The 22,243-nt window shown below is 57.2% G+C and carries 25 protein-coding genes and 1 tRNA gene; 16 read left to right on the top strand and 10 right to left on the bottom strand.

Going from position 1 to position 22,243, the window contains the following annotated elements; genetic code table 11:
• The first annotated feature begins 23 nt into the window (after window positions 1–23).
• Both dnaG and rpoD read left to right on the top strand, forming a co-directional pair.
• Window positions 24–1,973, top strand: a complete 1,950-nt coding sequence (dnaG, locus tag AC2FI9_RS07205) for a DNA primase (RefSeq protein ID WP_496766853.1) — start codon at window positions 24–26, stop codon at window positions 1,971–1,973.
• A 114-nt stretch (window positions 1,974–2,087) separates the two neighbouring features.
• Window positions 2,088–4,076, top strand: a complete 1,989-nt coding sequence (rpoD, locus tag AC2FI9_RS07200) for an RNA polymerase sigma factor RpoD (protein WP_058277324.1) — start codon at window positions 2,088–2,090, stop codon at window positions 4,074–4,076.
• A gap of 193 nt (window positions 4,077–4,269) precedes the next feature.
• On the opposite strand, the gene AC2FI9_RS07195 is transcribed toward rpoD, so the two are convergent.
• Window positions 4,270–5,307: a helix-turn-helix domain-containing protein gene (locus AC2FI9_RS07195; protein ID WP_496766852.1), complete on the bottom strand. Its 1,038-nt coding sequence runs from the start codon at window positions 5,305–5,307 to the stop codon at window positions 4,270–4,272.
• 150 nt (window positions 5,308–5,457) lie between these two features.
• Between AC2FI9_RS07195 and AC2FI9_RS07190 the strand changes: the two genes are divergently transcribed.
• The 6 genes from AC2FI9_RS07190 to ribD all read left to right on the top strand — a co-directional run bounded on the left by AC2FI9_RS07190 (window position 5,458) and on the right by ribD (window position 9,156).
• Window positions 5,458–6,006, top strand: a complete 549-nt coding sequence (locus AC2FI9_RS07190; RefSeq protein ID WP_496766851.1) for a thiol-disulfide oxidoreductase DCC family protein — start codon at window positions 5,458–5,460, stop codon at window positions 6,004–6,006.
• A gap of 33 nt (window positions 6,007–6,039) precedes the next feature.
• Window positions 6,040–6,555 (top strand): DUF4166 domain-containing protein, encoded by a 516-nt coding sequence (locus tag AC2FI9_RS07185; protein ID WP_496766850.1) that lies wholly within the window; start codon window positions 6,040–6,042, stop codon window positions 6,553–6,555.
• Window positions 6,556–6,633: 78 nt separating this feature from the next.
• Window positions 6,634–7,035 (top strand): hypothetical protein, encoded by a 402-nt coding sequence (locus tag AC2FI9_RS07180; protein WP_496766849.1) that lies wholly within the window; start codon window positions 6,634–6,636, stop codon window positions 7,033–7,035.
• An 18-nt stretch (window positions 7,036–7,053) separates the two neighbouring features.
• The gene (locus AC2FI9_RS07175; protein ID WP_496766848.1) at window positions 7,054–7,467 is read left to right on the top strand and encodes a secondary thiamine-phosphate synthase enzyme YjbQ; all 414 of its coding nucleotides are present in this window, start codon (window positions 7,054–7,056) and stop codon (window positions 7,465–7,467) included.
• Between the two features lie 121 nt (window positions 7,468–7,588).
• The gene (gene nrdR, locus AC2FI9_RS07170; protein WP_037307671.1) at window positions 7,589–8,059 is read left to right on the top strand and encodes a transcriptional regulator NrdR; all 471 of its coding nucleotides are present in this window, start codon (window positions 7,589–7,591) and stop codon (window positions 8,057–8,059) included.
• Window positions 8,056–9,156, top strand: a complete 1,101-nt coding sequence (gene ribD, locus AC2FI9_RS07165; RefSeq protein ID WP_496766847.1) for a bifunctional diaminohydroxyphosphoribosylaminopyrimidine deaminase/5-amino-6-(5-phosphoribosylamino)uracil reductase RibD — start codon at window positions 8,056–8,058, stop codon at window positions 9,154–9,156. The genes nrdR and ribD overlap by 4 nt, the downstream gene beginning before the upstream one ends.
• On the opposite strand, the gene AC2FI9_RS07160 is transcribed toward ribD, so the two are convergent.
• The 3 genes from AC2FI9_RS07160 to AC2FI9_RS07150 all read right to left on the bottom strand — a co-directional run bounded on the left by AC2FI9_RS07160 (window position 9,153) and on the right by AC2FI9_RS07150 (window position 13,662).
• Window positions 9,153–11,150 (bottom strand): capsule polysaccharide biogenesis protein, encoded by a 1,998-nt coding sequence (locus tag AC2FI9_RS07160; protein WP_496766846.1) that lies wholly within the window; start codon window positions 11,148–11,150, stop codon window positions 9,153–9,155. The two genes, ribD and AC2FI9_RS07160, sit on opposite strands and share 4 nt — an antisense overlap.
• Window positions 11,150–12,283, bottom strand: a complete 1,134-nt coding sequence (locus AC2FI9_RS07155; protein WP_496766845.1) for a polysaccharide biosynthesis/export family protein — start codon at window positions 12,281–12,283, stop codon at window positions 11,150–11,152. Before AC2FI9_RS07155 ends, AC2FI9_RS07160 begins: the two co-directional genes overlap by 1 nt.
• A gap of 80 nt (window positions 12,284–12,363) precedes the next feature.
• Complete coding sequence (locus tag AC2FI9_RS07150) at window positions 12,364–13,662, bottom strand: capsule polysaccharide biogenesis protein (RefSeq protein ID WP_496766844.1); 1,299 nt, start codon at window positions 13,660–13,662, stop codon at window positions 12,364–12,366.
• Window positions 13,663–13,803: 141 nt separating this feature from the next.
• On the opposite strand from AC2FI9_RS07150, the gene AC2FI9_RS07145 reads away from it, so the two are divergent.
• From AC2FI9_RS07145 to nusB, 4 genes are all read left to right on the top strand, one after another.
• Window positions 13,804–14,391: a riboflavin synthase gene (locus AC2FI9_RS07145; protein ID WP_496766843.1), complete on the top strand. Its 588-nt coding sequence runs from the start codon at window positions 13,804–13,806 to the stop codon at window positions 14,389–14,391.
• A gap of 112 nt (window positions 14,392–14,503) precedes the next feature.
• The gene (ribB, locus tag AC2FI9_RS07140; protein WP_496766842.1) at window positions 14,504–15,625 is read left to right on the top strand and encodes a 3,4-dihydroxy-2-butanone-4-phosphate synthase; all 1,122 of its coding nucleotides are present in this window, start codon (window positions 14,504–14,506) and stop codon (window positions 15,623–15,625) included.
• Window positions 15,626–15,627: 2 nt separating this feature from the next.
• Window positions 15,628–16,179 carry a 6,7-dimethyl-8-ribityllumazine synthase gene (locus AC2FI9_RS07135; RefSeq protein WP_058277314.1) on the top strand — a complete coding sequence of 184 codons (552 nt, stop codon included), beginning with the start codon at window positions 15,628–15,630 and terminating at the stop codon, window positions 16,177–16,179.
• Window positions 16,176–16,658: a transcription antitermination factor NusB gene (gene nusB, locus AC2FI9_RS07130; protein ID WP_058274810.1), complete on the top strand. Its 483-nt coding sequence runs from the start codon at window positions 16,176–16,178 to the stop codon at window positions 16,656–16,658. Before AC2FI9_RS07135 ends, nusB begins: the two co-directional genes overlap by 4 nt.
• A gap of 154 nt (window positions 16,659–16,812) precedes the next feature.
• Here nusB and AC2FI9_RS07125 read toward each other — a convergent pair whose 3' ends face one another.
• The gene (locus AC2FI9_RS07125) at window positions 16,813–17,592 is read right to left on the bottom strand and encodes a helix-turn-helix transcriptional regulator (RefSeq protein ID WP_472723479.1); all 780 of its coding nucleotides are present in this window, start codon (window positions 17,590–17,592) and stop codon (window positions 16,813–16,815) included.
• A gap of 94 nt (window positions 17,593–17,686) precedes the next feature.
• Between AC2FI9_RS07125 and AC2FI9_RS07120 the strand changes: the two genes are divergently transcribed.
• Complete coding sequence (locus AC2FI9_RS07120; RefSeq protein ID WP_496766841.1) at window positions 17,687–17,983, top strand: hypothetical protein; 297 nt, start codon at window positions 17,687–17,689, stop codon at window positions 17,981–17,983.
• Window positions 17,984–18,238: 255 nt separating this feature from the next.
• On the opposite strand, the gene AC2FI9_RS07115 is transcribed toward AC2FI9_RS07120, so the two are convergent.
• On the bottom strand, window positions 18,239–18,664 hold the full coding sequence (locus tag AC2FI9_RS07115) for an SRPBCC family protein (protein WP_496766840.1): 426 nt from the start codon (window positions 18,662–18,664) through the stop codon (window positions 18,239–18,241).
• Window positions 18,661–18,981 (bottom strand): ArsR/SmtB family transcription factor, encoded by a 321-nt coding sequence (locus AC2FI9_RS07110; RefSeq protein ID WP_108858970.1) that lies wholly within the window; start codon window positions 18,979–18,981, stop codon window positions 18,661–18,663. The genes AC2FI9_RS07115 and AC2FI9_RS07110 overlap by 4 nt, the downstream gene beginning before the upstream one ends.
• A gap of 116 nt (window positions 18,982–19,097) precedes the next feature.
• Here AC2FI9_RS07110 and AC2FI9_RS07105 point away from each other — a divergent pair, with 116 nt between their 5' ends.
• A complete protein-coding gene (locus AC2FI9_RS07105) occupies window positions 19,098–19,529 on the top strand; it encodes an MmcB family DNA repair protein (RefSeq protein ID WP_496722113.1) in 432 nt (143 codons plus the stop codon).
• A gap of 4 nt (window positions 19,530–19,533) precedes the next feature.
• On the opposite strand, the gene AC2FI9_RS07100 is transcribed toward AC2FI9_RS07105, so the two are convergent.
• Window positions 19,534–19,722, bottom strand: coding sequence for a DUF6324 family protein (locus AC2FI9_RS07100; protein ID WP_058274816.1), 189 nt, complete (start codon window positions 19,720–19,722; stop codon window positions 19,534–19,536).
• 77 nt (window positions 19,723–19,799) lie between these two features.
• Here AC2FI9_RS07100 and AC2FI9_RS07095 point away from each other — a divergent pair, with 77 nt between their 5' ends.
• Together AC2FI9_RS07095 and AC2FI9_RS07090 are read left to right on the top strand one after the other, a co-directional pair.
• Entirely contained in the window at window positions 19,800–20,282 is a 483-nt protein-coding gene (locus AC2FI9_RS07095) for a GNAT family N-acetyltransferase (RefSeq protein ID WP_496766839.1), read from the top strand.
• Between the two features lie 47 nt (window positions 20,283–20,329).
• Window positions 20,330–20,406 (top strand) — tRNA-His (locus AC2FI9_RS07090).
• Between the two features lie 105 nt (window positions 20,407–20,511).
• On the opposite strand, the gene AC2FI9_RS07085 is transcribed toward AC2FI9_RS07090, so the two are convergent.
• Together AC2FI9_RS07085 and AC2FI9_RS07080 are read right to left on the bottom strand one after the other, a co-directional pair.
• On the bottom strand, window positions 20,512–21,318 hold the full coding sequence (locus AC2FI9_RS07085; protein ID WP_496738807.1) for an ABC transporter permease: 807 nt from the start codon (window positions 21,316–21,318) through the stop codon (window positions 20,512–20,514).
• Window positions 21,315–22,202, bottom strand: coding sequence for an ABC transporter permease (locus AC2FI9_RS07080; RefSeq protein ID WP_108858966.1), 888 nt, complete (start codon window positions 22,200–22,202; stop codon window positions 21,315–21,317). Before AC2FI9_RS07080 ends, AC2FI9_RS07085 begins: the two co-directional genes overlap by 4 nt.
• Window positions 22,203–22,243 lie beyond the last annotated feature (41 nt).

The following is a 22,243-nucleotide window of genomic DNA, read 5'->3' as shown; positions in this document are numbered from 1 at the left end:
CTTGTTTCTGTCAGGTTTGACCCATGTCACTGCCCCCCGGATTTCTGGATGAACTGCGCACCCGCCTAAGCCTGTCTCAGGTCGTCGGGCGCAAAGTCATGTGGGATCAGCGCAAGTCCAATCAGGGCAAGGGGGACATGTGGGCGCCATGCCCGTTTCACCACGAAAAGACCGCGTCCTTCCACGTAGATGACCAAAAGGGGTTTTATTACTGCTTTGGTTGTCACGCCAAAGGCGATGCGATCAGCTTTGTGAAAGAGACCGAGAATGTCTCATTCATCGAAGCTGTTGAGATTTTGGCGCGCGAGGCAGGCATGCCCATGCCCGCGCGCGACCCGAAAGCGCAGGAAAAGCAGGATCGCCGGTCGCAACTGGCCGACGTCATGGAGCAGGCCGCGCAATTCTTCCGCTTGCAACTCAAGACCGGGGCAGGGGGCGTGGCGCGAGACTACCTGACGCGTCGAGGATTGGATGCGCAGGCGTTGGACCGGTGGGAGATCGGGTTTGCGCCGGATGGCTGGCAAGGGTTGTGGGATCACCTGCGCGGAAAGAACGTGGCCGAGGACCTGATCCTTGGGGCCGGGCTGGCCAAACCTTCGAACAAGGGCAAAAAGCCTTATGATACGTTCCGCAATCGGATCATGTACCCTATCCGCGATCCGCGCGGGCGGTGCATCGCGTTTGGCGGTCGGGCAATGGACCCCAATGACAATGCGAAATACCTGAACTCGCCCGAAACGGAATTGTTCGACAAGGGGCGCAGTCTTTATAACCACGGCCCTGCGCGTCAGGCCGCAGGCAAAGGGCAACCTCTGATCGTGGCCGAAGGGTACATGGATGTGATCGCCCTGGCCGAAGCTGGATTTGGGGCGTCGGTCGCCCCATTGGGCACGGCGATCACCGAACATCAGTTGCAACTCCTGTGGCGCATCTCGGATGAGCCGATCATCGCGTTGGATGGCGACACGGCCGGCCTGCGTGCCGCGATGCGGGCCGTTGATCTGGCGTTGCCACTGTTAGAGGCCGGGAAATCTCTGCGCTTTGCCCTGATGCCCGAGGGCAAGGATCCCGATGATTTACTACGAGCCGAGGGACCGGCAGCCGTGAAAACAGTGCTTGAAGGCGCGATTCCGATGGTCAAGCTGCTGTGGCAGCGTGAGACAGAGGGCAAGGTGTTCGACAGCCCGGAACGCAAAGCTGCGTTGGATAAGTCGCTGAGGGACAAGATCAAACTGATCCGCGACCCCTCGATCCGGGCGCATTACGGGCAAGAGATCAAAGACCTGCGCTGGCAATTGTTCCGCCCGCAACGTCAGCCGCAAAATCGCCAATGGCAGCCACGCGGCAAGTGGCAACCTCCGAAACAGCCAGCAACCCCCGGTGCGCGCTCATCTTTTCTGGCGTCTTCAGAAACTGCGGATATCCAGATGCGCGAGGCTGCGATTCTGGCAATCGCCATCCTGAACCCCACTGTTGTGGTCCAATTCGAACATCAACTTGAAGAGATGGAGTGCCACGATCCCGATCATGCCGCCTTGCGCGCCGCCATCCTTCGACATGCGATCGACGACCCAGAGCATCTGAAAGACCACATTTTTGAAACTTTGGGCGGCGAAATCCTTGAAAACCTGCTGGCCCTTCGCCATGTCGCAGTAATCCCTTGTGTGTTCAAACCAGGCGACGTCGAAAAGGCCGAGATGACTCTGGCCGAGGAACTCGCGAAAATCAAAGCGCTCCGGGGATTGGATGCCGAGATTGCCGAAGCTGCAGAGGAACTGTCTGATCTGGCTGATGAAGCGCTGACATACCGGCTGGCCCAGGCCGCCGAAGAGCGTAACCGCACAAGCCGCAGTCAGAACGAGGATAGGTCGGTTTTTGACATCGCCGATAACGGCGCACGAATCAACCGCGACGAGAAAGACGCGTTTCAGGCGATCATGTCTGGCATCAATTTTGAACGGAAACGTCGCTAAAGTGGTGTTTTCGTAAGGCACTGGAAAAGAAAAACGGGTAAACGGGTGGCCGAATCACTTCTACGCGCTAATGATTCGGTACAAACGAATCACCCATCCCTGCAGGAGCATTGAATGGCCGCCAAGGATACAAACGAAGACCGCAAATCCGACGAGCAGGAACAGGAAATCTCGCTGGACATGAGCCAGGCCAACGTCAAGAAAATGATCGCCGAGGCCCGCGAGAAAGGTTACATCACCTACGACCAGCTCAATCAGGTTCTGCCGCCTGATCAGGTCAGTTCGGAACAGATCGAAGACGTTATGTCGATGCTGTCCGAGATGGGCATCAACATCATCGAAGATGAAGAGGCCGAGGAAGAAGAGAACAAAGGCTCGACCGAACTGGTTGCTGCAGAAAGCAACCGAGAGGTTGCGCTGGCGGGTGCTGGTGCTGAAAAGCTGGATCGCACAGATGACCCGGTCCGCATGTATTTGCGCGAGATGGGCAGCGTCGAACTGCTGAGCCGCGAAGGCGAGATTGCCATCGCCAAGCGGATCGAAGCCGGTCGCAACACCATGATTGCCGGTCTGTGCGAAAGCCCGCTGACCTTCCAGGCGATCACCATCTGGCACGACGAATTGTTGTCCGAAGACATTCTGTTGCGCGATGTCATCGATCTGGAGGCCACGTTTGGCAACCAGTTGGATGAAGACGGGGATGTCGAAGAGCCGGTTGTCGACACGTCTGCGGTTCAGGCGGCAAAACCCGCCAAGGATACCGGCCCCGAGCTGGATGCCGACGGCAACCCGCTGAACAATGACGACGACGATGACGATGATGAGCAGGCCAACATGTCGTTGGCCGCGATGGAAGCCGCGCTGAAAGATCAGGTTCTGACTACGCTGGAACGGATCTCGACTGACTTCTCGATGCTGTCGGAAATGCAGGATAGCCGGATCTCGGCGACCCTGAACGAAGACGACACGTTCTCGGAAAAACAAGAGGCGACCTATCAACAGCTGCGGTCTGAGATCGTAGAACTGGTGAACGGTCTGCATCTGCACAACAACCGTATTGAAGCGCTGATTGACCAGCTGTACGGCATTAACCGTCGCATCATGTCTCTGGACAGCTCGATGGTGAAACTGGCGGATCAGGCGCGCATCAACCGTCGTGAGTTTATCGACGCCTATCGTGGGCGCGAACTGGACCCGAACTGGCTGACCGAGATGGCAGAAAAGCCGGGCCGGGGTTGGCAGATGTTCATCGAACGTTCGACCGCCAAGGTCGAGGAACTGCGCAACGATATGGCTCAGGTCGGTCAGTATGTCGGCTTGGACATCCCTGAATTCCGCCGCATCGTGCAGCAGGTTCAAAAGGGTGAGAAAGAGGCGCGTCAGGCCAAGAAAGAAATGGTCGAAGCCAACCTGCGCTTGGTGATCTCGATTGCCAAAAAGTACACGAACCGTGGCCTGCAATTCCTTGATCTTATTCAGGAAGGTAACATTGGCCTGATGAAGGCGGTGGACAAGTTCGAATACCGCCGCGGGTACAAGTTCTCGACCTATGCGACCTGGTGGATCCGTCAGGCGATCACGCGTTCCATCGCGGATCAGGCCCGTACGATCCGTATTCCGGTGCACATGATCGAAACGATCAACAAGCTGGTCCGGACCGGTCGTCAGATGCTGCACGAAATCGGACGTGAGCCGACGCCGGAAGAACTGGCCGAAAAGCTGCAGATGCCGCTGGAGAAGGTTCGCAAGGTGATGAAGATCGCCAAGGAACCGATCAGCCTTGAAACGCCGATTGGCGACGAGGAAGACAGCCAACTGGGCGATTTCATCGAGGATAAGAATGCCGTGCTGCCTTTAGACAGCGCCATTCAGGAAAACCTCAAGGAAACGACCACCCGGGTTCTGGCGTCGCTTACACCGCGTGAGGAACGTGTTCTGCGGATGCGCTTTGGCATCGGTATGAACACGGACCACACTCTGGAAGAAGTTGGCCAGCAATTCAGCGTGACCCGCGAACGTATTCGTCAGATCGAGGCGAAAGCACTGCGGAAACTGAAACATCCAAGCCGATCGCGCAAACTGCGGTCCTTCCTGGATCAGTAATCGAAAAGGCGCCTCAACCGAGGCGCCTTTTTCTTATCCGTTCACGCGTTGATCACGGTGACCGGTTCAAACCTCAAATTGGCGAGAACTCACAAGTCATGCGGCGATGTGGCCCCTATTTCTGCCTTGTCCACTCATGGGACAGGCCGGGGCGAGGCTGTGCCGCTGACGACCCCCGGCCACCCTTTCCGTGTTACGGTCCCAACCGAGTGCGGAACGTGCTGGGTGCCTGACCGGTCCAGCGTTTGAAGGCCGTAGAAAACGCAGGTTGATCCGCATAACCCAGCGAATAGGCGATTTCCGACAAGGGCATCCCGTTGGTGATAAAAGTCTGCGCCAGATCGCACCTCAAGTCTTCGACAATCTCACGATAGCTTGTGCCTTCATCATTCAACCGCCTGGCAAAGGTGCGCGGGCTCATCCCAAGGTTCGAGGCTGCGTCGTCCGCTTGAATAATCGCGCCGGGCATAGACCGGGTGATCAACCCCTCGACTTGCGCCCTGAGTTTTTGCGCGGGCTGGTCACTTTCGGCCTGAACCCTATCGCCATATGACAGAAGATGCTCGCGCAGAGAGGGGTCATATGTCGGCACCGGCAGATCCAATGAGGACAGCGTCAGTATTATTTCCAACCGCTCTGCACCAAAGGACACAGGAAAGCCCGCTAGTTTCTGAAACTCTTTTCCGGCTTCGCCGACCTCGTGCTGAAAGCGGATTTCTATGGGAAAGAAACTTGTCTGCGTTAACGAGCGAATGCGGGCGAGGGCCGCGAAAATCAAAAATTCGGTACGACGGTGATATCGGGCAAAACTGGCATCCTTCCAGTCGGCTTCGATTGAAGCAAAATTTCCAGAAACGCGCAGACTGAAGTATAACGCCGGGTCTATCATCCCGTGAAATCGCGACGAGTTTTCGATCACCTGCTTCAGATCACGCGAGTATTTACTGATATACGCCGTCAGGCTGGAGGACGACCTGAAGCCAAGCCCAGCACTGGCCGAAAAGGTGATGTCATTCAGCGCGTCGCAGGCGTAGCGGACAAACAACGCCTCTTTGTGCGCGCTATAGGCTGTTGCAGGTGGCGCAATGTCGCTGCGGCTCAGACCGGATTTGGCCAGCACGCGATCACCAATCGAAGGATCTTCTGCCCTTTGATCTAGTGTTTTGGACAACACTTGAATGCGGGCAATATCGACGTCCATGTTCAAACCCGAGTTAGCAGCGTATTTCATTTCGCGGCCTTTGTTTCGGCCGCTGTCATCTATTCAAATAACAATGGCAGAATTTCGCAAGCCTACAGTGGGTGTCATACGTATTTTCCGCGTGCTGTCGGGTTAAGCCTTGTGGGGATGAGGTCAGAGCCCAGGAAACTTGTCGCGCAGATGACCCGCGGCTCCCCGACACATATCAATTCGCAAAGATGGCCCAGTGTCGCATTGCCCGAAATGCGCAGTGATGCGAATGTGCGTCAAAACGGGATAGCGAGCGTAACTGGCATGACCAAACTGGCAACAGATGCGGCGGATGGTCAGGATTTCATCGTCTTTGACGGCGAATGCGCTCTGTGCTCGGGGTTTTTTCGTTTCATGGTTGCCCGGGACAAGGCGCAGCGGTTCAAATTTGCCACCGCGCAATCGCCTTTGGGACAAAGGCTATACAAAGAACTTGGACTGCCGACCCGGGATTTTGAAACCAATCTCGTTGTGACCGATGGCGTGGTGCATCAACGGTTGGATGCTTTCGCTGCCGCGATGCACAAGCTGCCAGGGTTCTGGCGTGCTCTTTCGATCTGCAAATACTTTCCAAGTATCATCAAAGACCCACTGTACTACGCGATCGCCAGAAACCGGTATGCCATCTTTGGACGTTCACCGACCTGCATGGTCCCGGACAAAGCTCTGCGGGCTCGTTTCCTGCCCGAGGGGTTCTGAGTGCAGCCTGATCCTTTTTTGCAAACGTTGCCGATGGGAACAAGCCTGCCCAAAGCGTTGCAGGCATTGCATAGTACGGGCGGGTTTTATTCCGGGCGATGTTCGGTCACGCCGGGCAGGGGATGGCTGGCCAAACTCGCGTTGCGCTTTGCCGGTATGCCGTTTGGGGGCGACGATATCCCGGTGCGGCTCGGCGTCGAGAAAGAAGGGAGCGCCTGGATCTGGACGCGCGATTTCGATGGTCACATCACCCGATCGCAGCTGACTTTGGACCAGGACATGGGATGCGTCCGCGAGCAGTTTGGACAGGTTTGCGTTTGGCTGAAACCGGTTGTTGCGAACGAGCGGTTAGAGATCCAGATCCTGCGCCTCAGCATGCTGCGAGTACCTTTCGCAAAGGTGCTTCTGCCGCAATCAAAGACCGTGGAATGGCAGGATGATGACGGACGATTCCGGTTTGATGTTGCGGCCCGAATGCCCTTTTTCGGGGACTTGATCCGGTACAAGGGCTGGCTTACGTACGATCACGCGCTGGCCAGCTTGAACTGAAATGATTGTGAACCAGCTTTGCCCGGTAAGAATGTATACTATTTGAAAAATTACCTCGAAGCGAATGAGAGTATGATTATGAAAAAGGTTATGACTTTGGCGGTTTCCGCCGCGATCTTGCTGACCGTGCCAGTGTCGTCGGCTTCGGCCGCACGAAACGGGTATCAGACGGTTTCAGTCAACAACATTGTGTTCGAAGTGATCCCGCGGGCACGACAGGATGTGGATGGGTATTGGTGCGCGGCTGCGGACTATGCGCGTCGAACTTTGGGTGCCGGTTGGCAGCAGCGAATTTACGTCTGGCGCGGCTATGGCCCCAGCGAAGCGACGGGTCGCCGCACAGCCGTTCAATTCTCGCTGCAGCAACCTACAAACGTTGCCCAGCAAAGCAGCTCGATCTCGGTCGGCTTTAAGGCTGGCGAAAGCATGTCGGTTCAGGGGGCAAACGGACGTTGCAACATCCGCCCGTTCCGCGACTGATCGAGGACTGATCGCCATATGCAGAACGAGTTTATTATTTCGACGAACGGACCAGGGTTGTACGAATTTACCCGGGACGTGCGCAACTGGCTTAACTCGGTCTCAGGCGATGGATTACTTACGCTTTTCGTACGACATACGTCCTGTTCGCTGACCATTCAGGAAAATGCTGATCCTGAGGTGCAAACAGATCTGCACGCATTTTTTGAACGTTTGGTGCCGCCGTCCGACAACCCCGCTATGGCCTATCTGCGCCATACCTACGAAGGCCCAGACGACATGCCCGCCCATATCAAGGCGGCTCTCTTGCCTGTTTCGCTTTCTGTTCCCGTGTCCGCGGGGCAACCGGTGCTGGGAACATGGCAGGGCATTTACCTGTTTGAACACCGCACCGCAGCGCATGTGCGAAAGGTCGCTGCGCACTTCGCCTGACCCCTTTATGTTGCGGTGGAAATTTCCGACTACCCAAATCCTAGCGGCTACCCTATAGTTGTGGATAAGTAAGTCGTAGTGCTTACAAAAAGAGGCGGAACCAGGGACGAGGAGACGGTGGATGCGCTGCCCGTTTTGCGGAAATATCGATACTCAAGTCAAAGATTCACGCCCGGCAGAGGATCACGTTGCGATCCGCAGACGCCGGTTCTGCCCTGCTTGCGGCGGACGTTTTACGACCTACGAACGTGTCCAACTGCGTGACTTGGTGGTCATCAAAACCAACGGCAAACGCGAAGACTTCGATCGGGACAAGTTGGAGCGTTCGATCCGCATTTCGATGCAGAAACGCCCGATTGATCCGGAACGTATTGACCAGATGATTTCTGGAATTGTGCGTCGTCTGGAAAGCATGGGTGAGACCGACATCCCGTCCAGCAAAATTGGCGAGATCGTCATGGAAGCTCTGGCGCGGATCGACACCGTCGCCTATGTTCGCTTTGCGAGCGTATACAAGAATTTCCAGGCGGCCGATGACTTCGAGGAGTTTGTCCACGAACTGCGCCCGCCGCAGCCTTCGACGGACGAGTGAGCGAAACAGATAAGCGATATATGGCGCTTGCCCTGTCTTTGGGGCGGCGCGGTCAAGGAACGTGCTGGCCAAACCCAGCCGTCGGTTGCGTGATCGTGCGTGATGAGCGCATTATGGGGCGCGGCTGGACCCAGCCGGGTGGCCGCCCACACGCCGAACCCCAAGCGCTGGCACAGGCCGGAGACGCGGCGCGGGGTGCAACGGCCTATGTCACGCTTGAACCCTGCGCCCACCACGGCAAAACACCCCCATGCGCCGAGGGCCTGATTGCTGCCGGTGTGGCCCGTGTTGTCGCGGCCATCGAAGACAGCGATCCGCGTGTTGCGGGGCAGGGCTTTGCCATGCTGCGCGAGGCGGGGATCGAAGTTGTCACCGGTGTTCTGGCCGACCAAGCAGCCCAGGATCTTGCGGGGTTCTTCCTGAAAACCGAACAGGGGCGCCCTTTCGTCACCCTGAAACTGGCCAGCAGTTTTGACGGGCGCATTGCCACCGCGACGGGGCATAGCCAATGGATCACCGGCCCAAAGGCGCGGCGTGCGGTGCATGCCATGCGTGCGCGTCATGATGCGGTGATGGTCGGGGCGGGAACCGCGCGCGCCGATGACCCATCCCTGACCGTTCGGGATATTGGGGTCGACGCTCAGCCTGTGCGAATTGTGGTCTCGCGCCATTTGGACATTCCCTTATTGGGGCAGCTGGCACGCACTGCAGCAGAGGTTCCCGTTTGGCTATGTCATGGCCCATCCCCGGATGCCGAGCGTGCCCGCGCGTGGGAAGGGCTGGGCGCGCGCTTGCTGCCCTGCGCGCTGGACGACCACCAGATCGATGCAGCGGACTTGTTGCAGCGGTTGGGTAAAGCAGGTCTGACCCGCGTGTTCTGCGAGGGCGGAGCGGCTTTGGCCGCGTCGTTACTTGCCGCGGATATGGTCGATGAATTGGTCGGGTTCACCGCCGGGCTTGCAATCGGTGCCGAAGGGTTGTCAGCCATCGGTACGCTGGGGCTGGACAAGTTGGACAATGCCCCGCGTTTTGAGTTGATCGAGACCCAGGTCATCGGGCCGGACATCATGCACCGTTGGGCGCGGGTGCTGCGTTAACGACGCCAGATATGTGCATGGGTCGCGAATGCGCCTTGTAGTTTTGATAGAACTCGAAGCAGTGGACCGCCTGCGGGTGCAGCACCTTGTGACAGCCGTTCAACCGCAACTTCTACGGGACAGGGCTCACCTGTCACAGGGTCCAAGTACCGGGGATAGTCGATCAGCGCCGCGTGGACCAAACCTAAAACCGGTGGTCGAGCGCCCCTGCGGACTGGGACGGTTCCCAAATCGTTTGTCAGCCCCCAACCCGCATAGAAAGGCGCGCCCAGGGTGGTAACACTGACACCGCGCATCAAAGCCTCAAACCCCAGCAATGAGGTCATGGTCCAGACTTCTTGGACCTGCGGCAGCAGAGCTGCCGGGTCGCAATGGGTGGCGATGACATCGGCGAGGTCTGCGGCCTCGATTGCCCCATCGCGCAGGCCCGCTTCGACATCGGGGTGCGGTTTGTAGACCAGAATGGCGTTTGGGTTAGCCTCGCGCACGACGCGTAACAGATCGGTATTTGTGCGAACAGTGCTGGTGCCCAACTGGATTGAAGCATCGTCTTCGACCTGACCGGGCACCAGTATGCGATGCCCAACTGGCAAATCCGGTGCGCCGACCCCTGTGTTGTACTTGGTGATTTGGGCGGACACGATTTGAGCGATCAACCTTTCGACACGCAATTCCTGATCTAGCCGCAGAGTTTCCCGGGCGGCAATAAACCCTTCCAGTTGGCTGGGATGCGTCGGGTCGTAGTAAATCCCCTGATTGTCCGTTGCCAATGACAGGGGAGGAACAAGATCTGCGCCCAGCCCGCGCGAGCGCAGAAATCCATCTTCGACCCGGACGGCACTTTCCGTGCCCTTGGCTTTACTTGCCCAGACCATGTGAGGGCGATCTGATTGCGCTGGTCGATCGTCAGTGAAGAGGACCGTTTTCTCGCGCCCAAACATCCGTTGCAGGTGTTTGCGTTTCCACAGGCGCATACCCGAGGCCGTCCAGCCCTTGTGATCCTGCCGCCAGGCGCGGGTTCTCGCCTCCAGCGTGTCCAGAACGGTTTCCAGCTCGCACAGCTGGTCCCGGTATGGATCGTACCAGGTCGGATAGAGGATCATCGCTGCAGCGAACAATTGCGCGCGCGTCAGGTTGAGTTGGCGGCGTGGCAGGTGTGCTTCATCCTGCGTCAGCCCCCAGCCTGCATAGAAGGGCTGGCCGAAAACACGCGGTTTATGCCCGGCCAAAATTGCCTCGAACCCAATCTGTGAGGATAGGGTGTAAACGCCAACCGCACCTTCCAACAAAGACCACGGGCTGACCGGTGTGCTGATGACCGAGACGCGATCGGATTGGTCAGCGGTGGAGAAATAACCTGAACGATGCCCGGCGATGGTGTCGGGATGTGTCTTGATCAGAACTTTGGCGCCGGGATTCTCTTCCTGCGCCATGACCAGCATTTCGCGAAACCGGGCCTCATCCCCGGCGCTGGCCGTCACAGCCGCGTCGTCGCGGACCTGATCAACCACCAGTACATAGCCAGGGTCAGGGGGCGGAGCGGTCAGATCAAAGGCCGAGTATTTGCTAAGATGCAGCTCGCGCATCCGTTCGATCCCGCCTCGTGCGCGGTTTAGCAGGGCGGTGTTATCCAACGGATGAGTGGCCAATAATGTTTCCAGATCGGACGTCTGGGCCGCGTCGAAATGCAGTCCGGACCGATCAAGCAACAGGCCAAGAGGCGGCTCTCCGCTGCGGCCTGGATGCAAAGACCGAAGAAAGGCGTCTTCAACGCGCAGCACCGGGGCATTGTGCCGATCCGCGACAGCAAGGCCGCGATGGGCCGTCGGGCTATTGCCCCAAACCCCGACGGCATCACCGCCTTTTGGCAGGCCAATCCGGATGTCGTAACCGGACAGGGACAATATTCGGCGAATTCGGCGGGATGTCAGGAAACCACCATTGTAGACAAGCAGCCGGGTACGTTCAGACCCGGCTGTTGTTTCAGGCGACATCAGTTGCCTGTCAGCGTGGCGACATTGGCCAGCGGAGTAAGGCCGCCGGAGATCAGGGAAATAGACTTTGTCCACTGCGCATATGGTGCTTCGGTCACATAGATTGTGTCATCGTCACGGATCACGAAATCCCGTGCAATGAAAAGCCCGTTGGGGGCCGTCAGGTTCAGCAGGTAAATCATGCGCTGATCGCCCTGCAGGTCCGAACGCCCCATCACTGAACGAGCAATGTCCTGACGTTCCTTTCGCAACACGAAAATGCCGGTCGGATCCGAGGACAGGGGCAGCAATCCGCCAACCTGCGCCAAGGCTTCGAGCGCCGAAAGGTCCTGAGTGTCAAATGCAACCCGAGACTGACCACCGGTTGCGCCAAGTGCAATGTACGACCGGCTGTCGGCTTCAACCAGAATGCGATCCCCGCCACGCAGTGCGACATCCAGCTTGGGGTTGCTGAACAGATCGTCGTACCAGACTGTCCCTTTTTGGTTGCCCCTGAGCAGCGTCACAAGCGCTATGTCGGAACCAACGGATACGCCACCCGCACGTGACAGCATGCCTGAGAGGGTACGGGTAGGAAGTTCAATTGGATAGATCCCCGCCGACCCAATGCTTCCTGTTAGTGAAACGGTCGCACCATCTCCCGCAGCCCGGCGGACTTCAACTTGAGGGTCAGGCGTCTGATCCTGCAATTTTTCAGTAATTATTTGACGCAGTTGCTCGGGCGTGTTTCCAGAGGCGCGCACACGCCCTGCATAGGGCACAAAGATGAAGCCATCGGCGTCAACCTGAACCTCATTGAGTGATGTGGCAGAGCTGACGTCACCTGACAGCAGACCATCATCGACATTTTCCCAGATCGTCAATCCCAACACGTCGCCAGGGCGAACGGTATCCGCCGTCAGGCTCTGCGCGCTGGTGAAGGAGGACGAAAAACCGAATTGGGGGATTTTTGATGTCGCTCGCGCGATTCTGTCATCCACCTCAACGACGAAGGCATTGCCACCATTTTCCACTGAACCGGCCAGAATCTCGGATTTGTTGGGGCCAGATTTAGGGAGCTGGCACGCGGCCAGTACGCCACATACAGCCACAAGGGCGGCCCCTCGCACCCAGCGAATTGGAAAGCACTGCACTGCCGATTATCCTCAGTCGTCTTTTGTTTGCGTCAAGTTAACTTGTTCGGGGTCCAACATCCAGCACCAACCAACCCGGCTTAATCGACGAGTTTCAACTGTGGCGTCGACGCCTCGTTGTCGGACAGAACGGACTGATAGGGGTCATGCGCCTGCAGCAGCATGTCGGTGGCGCGGCGCAGCAGTTGCCGTCGCCCACGCAGCGAATAAAAGCCGCCGGGTAACTGGCTGGTTTTCAATAGAAATTTCCGGTAAGCTTGGTAGGATTCGTGGTCTGGTACGTCCGGGTCGGCAAAGAACTGGGCAATGGGTTGTTGCGAGACAAACTCGGGTTTGTCGTAGACGGACTTTCCAAAACTGCGCAACGGGATTCCGCGCCACAAAACTTGTTGACCGGCTGTGGAATTGATCGTCACTGCTGTGTTCGCGTCATCCAGCAATCCGGCCAGTTTGCCGCCGGGAACGTAGTGCACGCGATCCGCCACTTGGTGCGCGCGGGCTATTTCGCGCGCCTTGCGGCGCAGCGGCTCGCGGTGGTTTTCGAGCGGATGTTCCTTCAGAACCAGAAGGTGATGGGCCGGAGCGCCTTTGGCGAAACCTGATATGACATGCTTCAGAAAATCCGACATGCAGGTATAGTTTGAATGGGCCTGCACCGAACTGTCATGACCCAGTTGCAACAGGGCCAAGTGATAGGGTGCACCGTTTTGCCGAACGCGCATGGTGGCCCAGCGACGCCTAATCCTGTGGAAAGGCATCAGTGCAAGTCGTTTGAAGTACAGGCGAAACTCTTTTGAAACAGGCAATTCCCGGTGCGTCTTGAAGTTGGAGTACCTCCGGTTAAGGAACAGGACAAACCAGTGATAAAGCGCGCCGTAGAATATGTGTTGCCGCATATCGCCCCAATGGGATGGTGGCGGTGGAACCAGCGCCTCGGACTGGTCAAGCGCATCCTGCATCTGCGCGACGTCCAAAGACATCAGTCGTGAGTGTCCATTTGATCCGTTCCGTTCGTAAGTGACCCACCACGGGCGCAGATACCCCTCTTCGAAAACATGGACAGTCACTCCCATTTCGCGCGCAATATCCACAGCATTGGCATGAACCGGACGGGTGTCGCCGTATAGGACGATATCTGTGACCGACTGTGACCGGATCAGTTCCCTAAGGGTTTCGGGCCATTGCTCGGAATTGTCCAAAAACGGGATGTAGGTGCTGCGGTCAAACCAGAACGCCTGATCGCCCGCATTAAACCCCACGCGCAAAACATCAGCCCCGGCGGCGCGCAAAGCGCGTGCCAGTGCGCTAAAGAAAGGGCCATGCGGTCCCTGCAAAAACAGGAATACACGGCGATGCGAGCGCGAGGTGAGTGGATGCATCCGGGACTGCTCTTTATCGTTTGGTACCAAAATTATGCCTGTATACATCAATCCGGGCAAGGCAGGGCTTGCCCGCAGCGTTTCTTGGGCTTACCTCGGCGGTTACACATACGCACAGGTTATAAGCTAAGGGTGAAAGCAATGTTCACAGGGATCGTCACCGATATCGGAATTGTTACCGAGTTGGACCAGCAAGGGGATCTGCGTGCCCGGATCAAAACGGGCTATGACACTGTGGGTATTGATATTGGCGCATCCATCGCCAGTGACGGCGTCTGTCTGACTGTGATTGCCCTTGGGGATGATTGGTACGATGTGCAGATCAGCGCCGAGACGGTGTCGAAAACCAATCTGAACACATGGCAAGTTGGCAAACGCGTGAACCTTGAACGCGCCCTCAAGGTTGGGGACGAACTGGGGGGGCACATCGTTTCCGGCCATATCGACGGCGTGGCCGAGGTTGTTGCCCTGCAGGACGAAGGCGACAGCACCCGAGTAACGTTGCGCGCGCCCAAGGAATTGGCCCGCTTTGTCGCGCCTAAAGGATCAGTTGCGCTGAACGGAACCTCGCTGACGGTAAATGATGTCGACGGTTGCGATTTCGGGATCAATTTCATCCCCCACACCAAAGAGGTGACAACATGGGGCGATGTCTCGGTCGGTGATCAGGTGAACCTCGAGATTGACACGTTGGCGCGGTACGTCGCCCGTTTGGCCGAGATGTCCTGACCCAACGGTTTCGACGCCGCGTTTTGACGATCCGTGGCCGCAAGCGCTCTGGTATTTGAGCGCTTTGTGGTCTATCCAGCCGTCCAGACACGCTCTTGTGAAAGGCTGCCCCATGAGCTTTGAAACCCCCGGTCCCGTCGAGGCCCAGCTGCGCGACGCGATCAGCCCGATCGAAGATATCATCGAAGAGGCGCGCAAGGGCCGGATGTATATCCTGGTCGATCATGAAGATCGCGAGAACGAGGGTGATCTGGTCATCGCGGCCGAGTTTGCGGATGCCGAGGCGATCAACTTTATGGCCACCCATGGGCGCGGGTTGATCTGCCTGCCGATGACGGCAGAGCGCGTCGACGCCCTTGGCCTGCCGATGATGGCTGTGAACAACTCATCCCGTCATGAAACCGCGTTTACCGTTTCCATCGAGGCGCGCGAAGGCGTGTCAACCGGCATCTCGGCAGCAGATCGCGCGCTGACCGTTGAAACAGCAATCAACGAACAGAACACGATGGCGCATATCGCGACACCGGGTCATATCTTTCCGCTGCGCGCCAAACGGGGCGGGGTGCTGGTGCGCGCCGGTCATACAGAGGCGGCGGTCGATATCTCTCGGCTTGCCGGGTTGAACCCCTCAGGGGTGATTTGCGAGATCATGAAGCCCGACGGCACCATGGCGCGCCTGCCTGATCTGGTCGCGTTCGCCAAAGAACATGACATGAAGATCGGCACGATCAGCGACCTGATCACGTATCGCTCGCGCAACGACAATCTGGTTGTCGAAACCTCGCGCAGGACGGTGGCGTCAGAATATGGCGGCGAATGGGAAATGCGCCTGTTCACAGATCAGACACATGGCATCGAACATGTCGTCATGATCAAGGGTGACATCACCACGCCCGAGCCGGTTTTGACACGAACCCATGCACTGCATGAAGCGCCTGATGTTCTGGGCCTGGGTCCAAAATCGCCGCAGGAACTGCCGCGTGCTATGGAAAAGATCGCCGCCGAAGGACGCGGCGTGGTTTGCCTGTTTCGTGAACCGCGCAACGCGCTATACGCAACCGATGACGAAGGCCCGCGCACCATCAAGCAAACCGGTCTAGGGGCGCAGATCCTGTCCAAGTTGGGTATCCAGGAACTGGTGTTGCTGACCGATACACCGGAAACGAAATATCTGGGTCTCGACGCGTTTGGAATCTCCATCGTCGGAACCCGTTCCATTCTCAAGGATGATTGATCGTGGCTGAACAAGACAAACATGGCGTACTGCCAACGCCGACATTCGACAAGCCTGTGAAACTCTTGATCGTGGTGGCCCCGTTCTATCGCGCCATTGCCGACAATCTGGTTACTGGTGCCATGGCCGAGATCGAAGCCGCTGGCGGTACCTGCGAAGTTGTTGAGGTTCCGGGCGCGCTTGAAATCCCGACCGCCATCGCCATGGCAGATCGCCAGTGCAACTATGATGGCTACGTGGCGCTGGGCTGTGTCATTCGTGGCGAGACCACGCACTATGAAACGGTGTGCAACGACTCGAGCCGGGCGATCCAGTTGATGGGTCTGCAGGGTCTTCTTATTGGGAATGGCATCCTGACGGTCGAAAATGACGATCAGGCCGAAGTCCGCGCAAATCCTAAAAAGATGAATAAAGGTGGTGGTGCGGCCGCTGCGGCCTTGCATCTGATCGCACTCAGCCGTAAGTGGGGCTCTTCCAAAAAGGGCGTCGGGTTCAAGCCGCCGTCCGAGTCCATCCTTGTGGCGGGCGACAACAACGGACCCACGACAGCATGACCCAGACAGACGCGCCGAAACCGGCCAACCAGAAACGCCTGATGAAATCCGCCGCCCGGCTTTATGCCGTGCAGGCGCTGTTCCAGATGGAGCAATCGGGCCAAACGACGGAAGCAGTCGTGAACGAGTTTTTGGATCATCGGTTTGGCGCTGTCTATGAGGGTGAGGAAATGCTGGACGGCGATATCCGCGTGTTCCGCAAGTTGGTTGAAGACGCGGTGAATTATCAGGCACCGATTGACCAGATGACCGACCGCGCTTTGGTCGCCAAATGGCCCATCGCGCGCATTGACCCGACCCTGCGCGCCACCTTCCGTGCAGCCGGGGCCGAACTGACCCAAGGCGATACGCCACCAAAGGTCGTCATCACCGAGTTCGTTGATGTGGCGCGCGCGTTCTTCCCGGAAGGTAAAGAACCGAAATTCGTCAACGCAGTTTTGGATCACATGGCCCGCGAGGCGCAGCCAGAGGCGTTTTGAGTAAAGCCTTAGTCCAAAAGAATAAGGCGCAGCCACACAAAGCGCTGCGCCTGAAATCTAAAAATACACTTGTTCAAACAAGTCTTCGGCCTCCACCACTCACAGTTTTTTCCAAAGACACCAACATTTTACCGGAACGTAGCCGGCGTGCCACCTATCGATTCCGATAGCCCGGCGGATTGATCAGGCCAAGTTGCATCGCACGGACCAGTGCGGATTCTCGGGTCGGGGCTCTCAATTTTTCGCGCGCATTCTTCAAATGGGTTCGTACCGTAACTTCCGAGAGGTTCAAAAGTTCGGCGATTCTATCGTTTCGGTGCCCAAGAGCCAAAAGGTTCAGGACCTGCAGCTCTCGTGGCGTCAGGTCCGGAGCGGTTGGAGCAATGCTGGCGATGTCGTACACACGACCGTGATTGCTGGGGATATCCGATCCCAGATTGGTGGCCAGCACGGTTGCCAGGACACGCATTTCGCGCTGCCGTTCAGTCATCTGAACCTGGGCGTCCGGTCTGTCCGATGACAGAACCACAAGCTTGGCCTCGTTGTCGGGGCAGGGAACCACCAGAGAGTAAAGGTGAATATATCCGGCCTTTTCCAGATCGTGGTTCAGACCCAGCGCCTTGGAGGAATGGCCGTCCGCGGATCGGAGGCTTGCGGCCTGCACGTAGAGGCTTTCCTTGCCATTTTGAACCTGCGCCAGCATCGGATCTGCTTCGGCGTAACCTTGGCTGTCATAGCGGTTCAGCCAACCTTTGGACATTGAACTTCGAACCCAATGAATGGCGCCAGTCTCGGGTGTAAAACAAAGCATGTTCAGGGCGTTAAACCCGATCTCATTCAGACGGTCTAACGTGAACTCCCAACGTTCCTGATCATCATGGCGCAGAGAAAGTTCTTCGAGAAGATCCAACGTGAACAGGCTGAGGGCATTCATAGAGACTCCGAATATAGTGTCGCACCCGTTGAGGCCGCGGTTTACTCAGCACGACCATGCGCTATCATCACGGTATCAGACAAGGAGCTTTGTCGTGCCCAAACTGATCCGCCTTTACATCACGCAAGTTGCATGGGGATTTGTCATCTCGGCCCTGTTTGTCGGGGTGCTGCTGGCCCTGAACGTGGCCAACTTGCGCGGCCTGATTTTCGGATCCGAGATCGGGTTGATCGCTCTGGCAATGATCTGGTTCATGAACGGCATCGTGTTCGCCGGTGTTCAGTTCGCCTACGCGATCATGAGCTTGGCGGAAAAGCCATCAGGCCCCAGGCGCGGTACACCCGTTGCGGCCAAGTTCGAACCCGCCCGCGTTGCGGTGGACAAGGGCTGAGCCAACCTATTTCGGAAAATGAAGACTCTCCCAGACCGGGCGAGAGATAAGTTTATGTGGCGGGACCGCCAGTCAACCGTGCGGTGTGATTCCCGAGGACCTGTATGTACAGGTGGGCGCCAGGTAATCAGGCCAGGACCTGAACAGAGCCAGCCCCCTCGGAATTGCTTAAGGCCACCAGAATGCTACCAATCACAAGAAGGGCAGAACCCGCCACGGGCCTAAGTAGGGGTTGCGGCGGGTTTGCACAAGGGGTCAGGCGTCAACAGTTTCGTGCAGCGCATTGCGCATCTTGCCCAAATGTTCGTCCCAACCGTCATCGAGTGCAAGGATCAGGCCAAATGCCTCTGCGCCTTGCGGCAGCCCTTCGTGAACCAAGCCCAGCCGGGTACCGCCCGGTACAGGGTCCAGCGTCCATTTTACGACACTAACAGCGTCTCCCATGGGTTTGATGGTGAATGTATATTCCAGATATTCGGGCGGACGGGCAGCGCGTACCTCACCCCAGATCAGAAGATCGCCACTGGTAGTCCCGAACATCTCAAGTTTCTGACCGGTGGCCAACGGACGCTCTGGTTTGTGAAACCACTCTGCCAAGCGGGCGGGTTCGGTCAAATAGGCCCATACGGTTTCCGGCGTGGCCCTCAGGAAAATCTGTTTTTGCAGAACTGCATTCGTCATTTTTTATTCCTTTCAATAGCTTCCTTCAGATTATTCAGGCGATCATCCCAGAACTGGTCAAAATAGCTGAACCAGTCGAGGATGGGGGCCATTCCATTCGGCTCCAGCCGGTTAATGCGCTCACGTCCACGTGCCTCGACGGTGATGAGGCCGCCATCGGAAAGAACAGTCAGGTGCTTTTTGACCGCTGCACGGGTCATATCGAACTGATCGGTCAGCTGCGCGATCGTCATGTCGCCAGAGGCAAGGATCTGGACGATCTCCCGTCGGGTCGGGTCCGCAAGGGCGCGGAACGCGTTTTGAATTTGCGTCTGCATTCGTCACCTCAATAGTGATACCATTTGGTATTGTAGTTTATGGGATACCAAATGGTATCACGTCAAGAGTCTTTCAGGCGCTTGATTTTTGTTCACGAATTGTTCACATTTCGGGAATGACACTGGATTTACAGCCCGGACAAAAACTGGCCCGTGGGGTTTCGCGCCATTTATTGGCTCATGGCTTTGTATCTGTTGAGGAATTTGTCCCCACCCGCGGTCTGCGAGTCGACGTCATGGGATTGGGTCCCAAGGGGGAACTGTGGGTGATCGAGTGCAAATCCAGCCGCGCAGATTATCTGACGGATTCTAAATGGCAGGGGTATCTGGATTGGTGTGATCGCTTTTTCTGGGCGGTGGACACCGATTTCCCGACAGACTTGTTGCCAGTAGAGACCGGTCTGATCATCGCAGATGCCTATGACGCCGAAATCATCCGAATGGCACCGGAAGATAAGCTGGCGCCAGCGCGGCGCAAGAAGATGATTCAGAAGTTTGCAACAGACACAGCCCGCAGATTGCAGGCATTGCGTGATCCAAGAATTTGAACTGTCAGTCTTTTACGATCCGGGCAGCTTGCACAGCGGCGAGGATTTCGTCAGCGATTTCTTCCGCTTCTTCAGGTTCGAAGTCCATTGGAATTTCGACGCCGTCGGCCTCGATGAACAGGCGCACCATGCCATGGTCGGTCGGGCCGATCTGAAGGTTCGCCTGAATGTCACGTTCGGTGTTAATGCCCATTTGCGCCTCCGGGACTGAGCGTTCCTGCTAGCGCGCAAAGGGTTGAGAATCAAGCCGCCTTTGAGGTCAGGTAAAGCATGGAAGATATTCTGATCAGAGCTTTCCGCCCAGATGATGCGCCCTGGTTGGTCGAACAGCACGGCCGCCTCTATCAGCGGGACAACGGGTTTGATGACACGTTCGCGCCCCTTGTCGAAAGCATTCTGGCCGACTTCGTCACGTCACACGATCCAGCGCGCGAGAGGGGTTGGATCGCGGAGCTGGGTGGCGCGCGCATGGGCAGTATCTTTTGCGTCGCACTAGACGACCACACCGCAAAATTGCGATTGTTTTTGCTGCTGCCAGAGGCTCGTGGGAAGGGCTTGGGCAAACGTATGCTCAACACATGCATGGGGTTCGCGCGCAGCGCTGGTTATCGTGATATGGCCTTATGGACCCATGAAAGCCATCGGGCGGCCTGCGCCCTTTACAAGGCGTCGGGGTGGCAATTGACCGGCAGCAAAAAGGTTCATTCCTTTGGCCGCGATCTTGTCGAACAAAGCTGGGAATTTCGTCTTTAATCCTCTTGCAATCCGTGTGCGCGTTCGGTACATCGCCCCTCACGAGTGCCGCCTTAGCTCAGTTGGTTAGAGCGCTGGATTGTGGATCCAGAGGTCCCCTGTTCAAGCCAGGGAGGCGGTACCATCTTCCCCTGATACGCAAGCCTCCGCAGAACGTTCCTAGGAAGTTTTGACGAGAAAAAACCGGGCTTAAAACAAGCCCGGTTGTTACAGTGTTGGATTGTTTGAATTAGCGCGCCAGATTCAAACGAAACCTCATCTTGGCCTTTCTGGCGGCCGGCAGGTGGCGATTCAGTCGTTTGTTGATCAGCCCGAACACTCCGACCACCACTAGCGTCAGCAGGATGAAGTAGAAGGCCAGGATCGGGTAGGGGATGAACGGGTTGAACGTCTTGTCGGCGAAATAGCTGGCGTAGTAAAGCGCGTCGCCACGTTGCTGCCAGGCGGGGAAGGCCGAGAAGAAGACCAGCGTTGTGGCGTGAAACAAGAAGATTGCTTCGTTCGTGTACGCAGGCCACGCCAGACGTAGCATGGTGGGCCAAACGATCCGGCGGAACCGCGACCAACCCGACATACCATAGGCATCAGCGGCCTCGATATCGCCCTTGGGGATCGAGCGCAGCGCGCCATAGAAGATCTCACCGGTATAGGCGGCGGTGTTCAGGAACAGAACGATCAACGCCCCCAGCCATGCCGATGTCAGGGCGTCGAACATCGGGTAAGATTTCTTCAGCGACAGGAAGAAGAAATAGGCAAAGAAGAACTGGATGAACAGCGGTGAGCCGCGGAAGATAAAGATGAACCACTCGGAGGGTTTGCGCAGCCACTTGTTGGTAGATGCTTTACCCATTGCCACGGCGGTTGCCAGAAAGAACCCGGTGACCAGTGCCATGATGCCGAAATAGATATTCCAGATCATACCTGAACCGATCAGGGTGAATTGCTCACACAGGGTAAAATCGTTGCGCGGCAGTAGCCGCTCACCAAGGCCCAGGGAACGCAGGCCGTAGTCCTGAATGGTCTGGATGCAGCTCATGCGGTGGTCTCCTTGCGCAGAAGCTCTCCGCCCGACGTGGCCTGGCCGTGGGACAGGCGGCGCATCAGCTTTTCAAGCCCGATTTCCGAGACGCGGGTCATGCCGAGGTAGAAGATCAGCAGAGCCAGGAAGTACCACATGCGCCAATCGCCGTGGGGGTATTGCGTGAATTTTGTGGTTTTCGTGCCGCCCAATTCGCGGGCCCAATAGACGATGTCTTCGATACCAAGCAGGAACAGCAATGGAGTGGCTTTGATCAGCACCATCCACAGGTTCGACAGGCCGGGCAGGGCGTAAACCCACATTTGCGGCACGAGGATGCGCCAGAATGTCTGGCTTGGGGACAGGCCATAAGCGGCTGCTGTTTCCAGCTGCGCATGGGGAACCGCCCGCATGCCGCCAAACAGCACGTTGGCCGCAAAAGCACCGAAAACGATCGAGAATGTGATGACTGCGAGGAAGAAACCATAGGTCTCATGCACAAATTCCGGCGCGGTGCTGAGCGGTAGTTTTGCCGACTGGCAAACGATGAAGTCGTTGCCCTGGCGGATCGGGTCCGGCCAATCGGGGCAAAGGATCTTATGGCGCGTCCATTCAAAAGCCTGATCCAAGGCGATCACGAAGAACATGAAGAAGGCGATGTCCGGCACACCCCGTACAATCGCGATATAGCCCTTGCCCAGCCAGCTGACGGGGGGGATATGCGAGCGGGCGGCCATGGCACCAACGAACCCGAAACTCAACGCTACGGGCGCTGTGACGGCCAGCAACAGCAGGACCTTCAGGAACGACAGGTAGAACGACCAGTGCACGCCGTTGGTGAGGTAGCAGGAAAACCAGCGGAACGTGCCCAGCGTATCGGGATCAGTGCAAAACGAGAAAATGGCGGGCCTCTTGAGGTGCTAAGGCGCAGGGGCAGCGCGCC

The sequence above is a fragment of the Ruegeria sp. CDSA246 genome (assembly GCF_059611225.1).
This window is presented reverse-complemented; position numbering and strand designations above follow the sequence as displayed.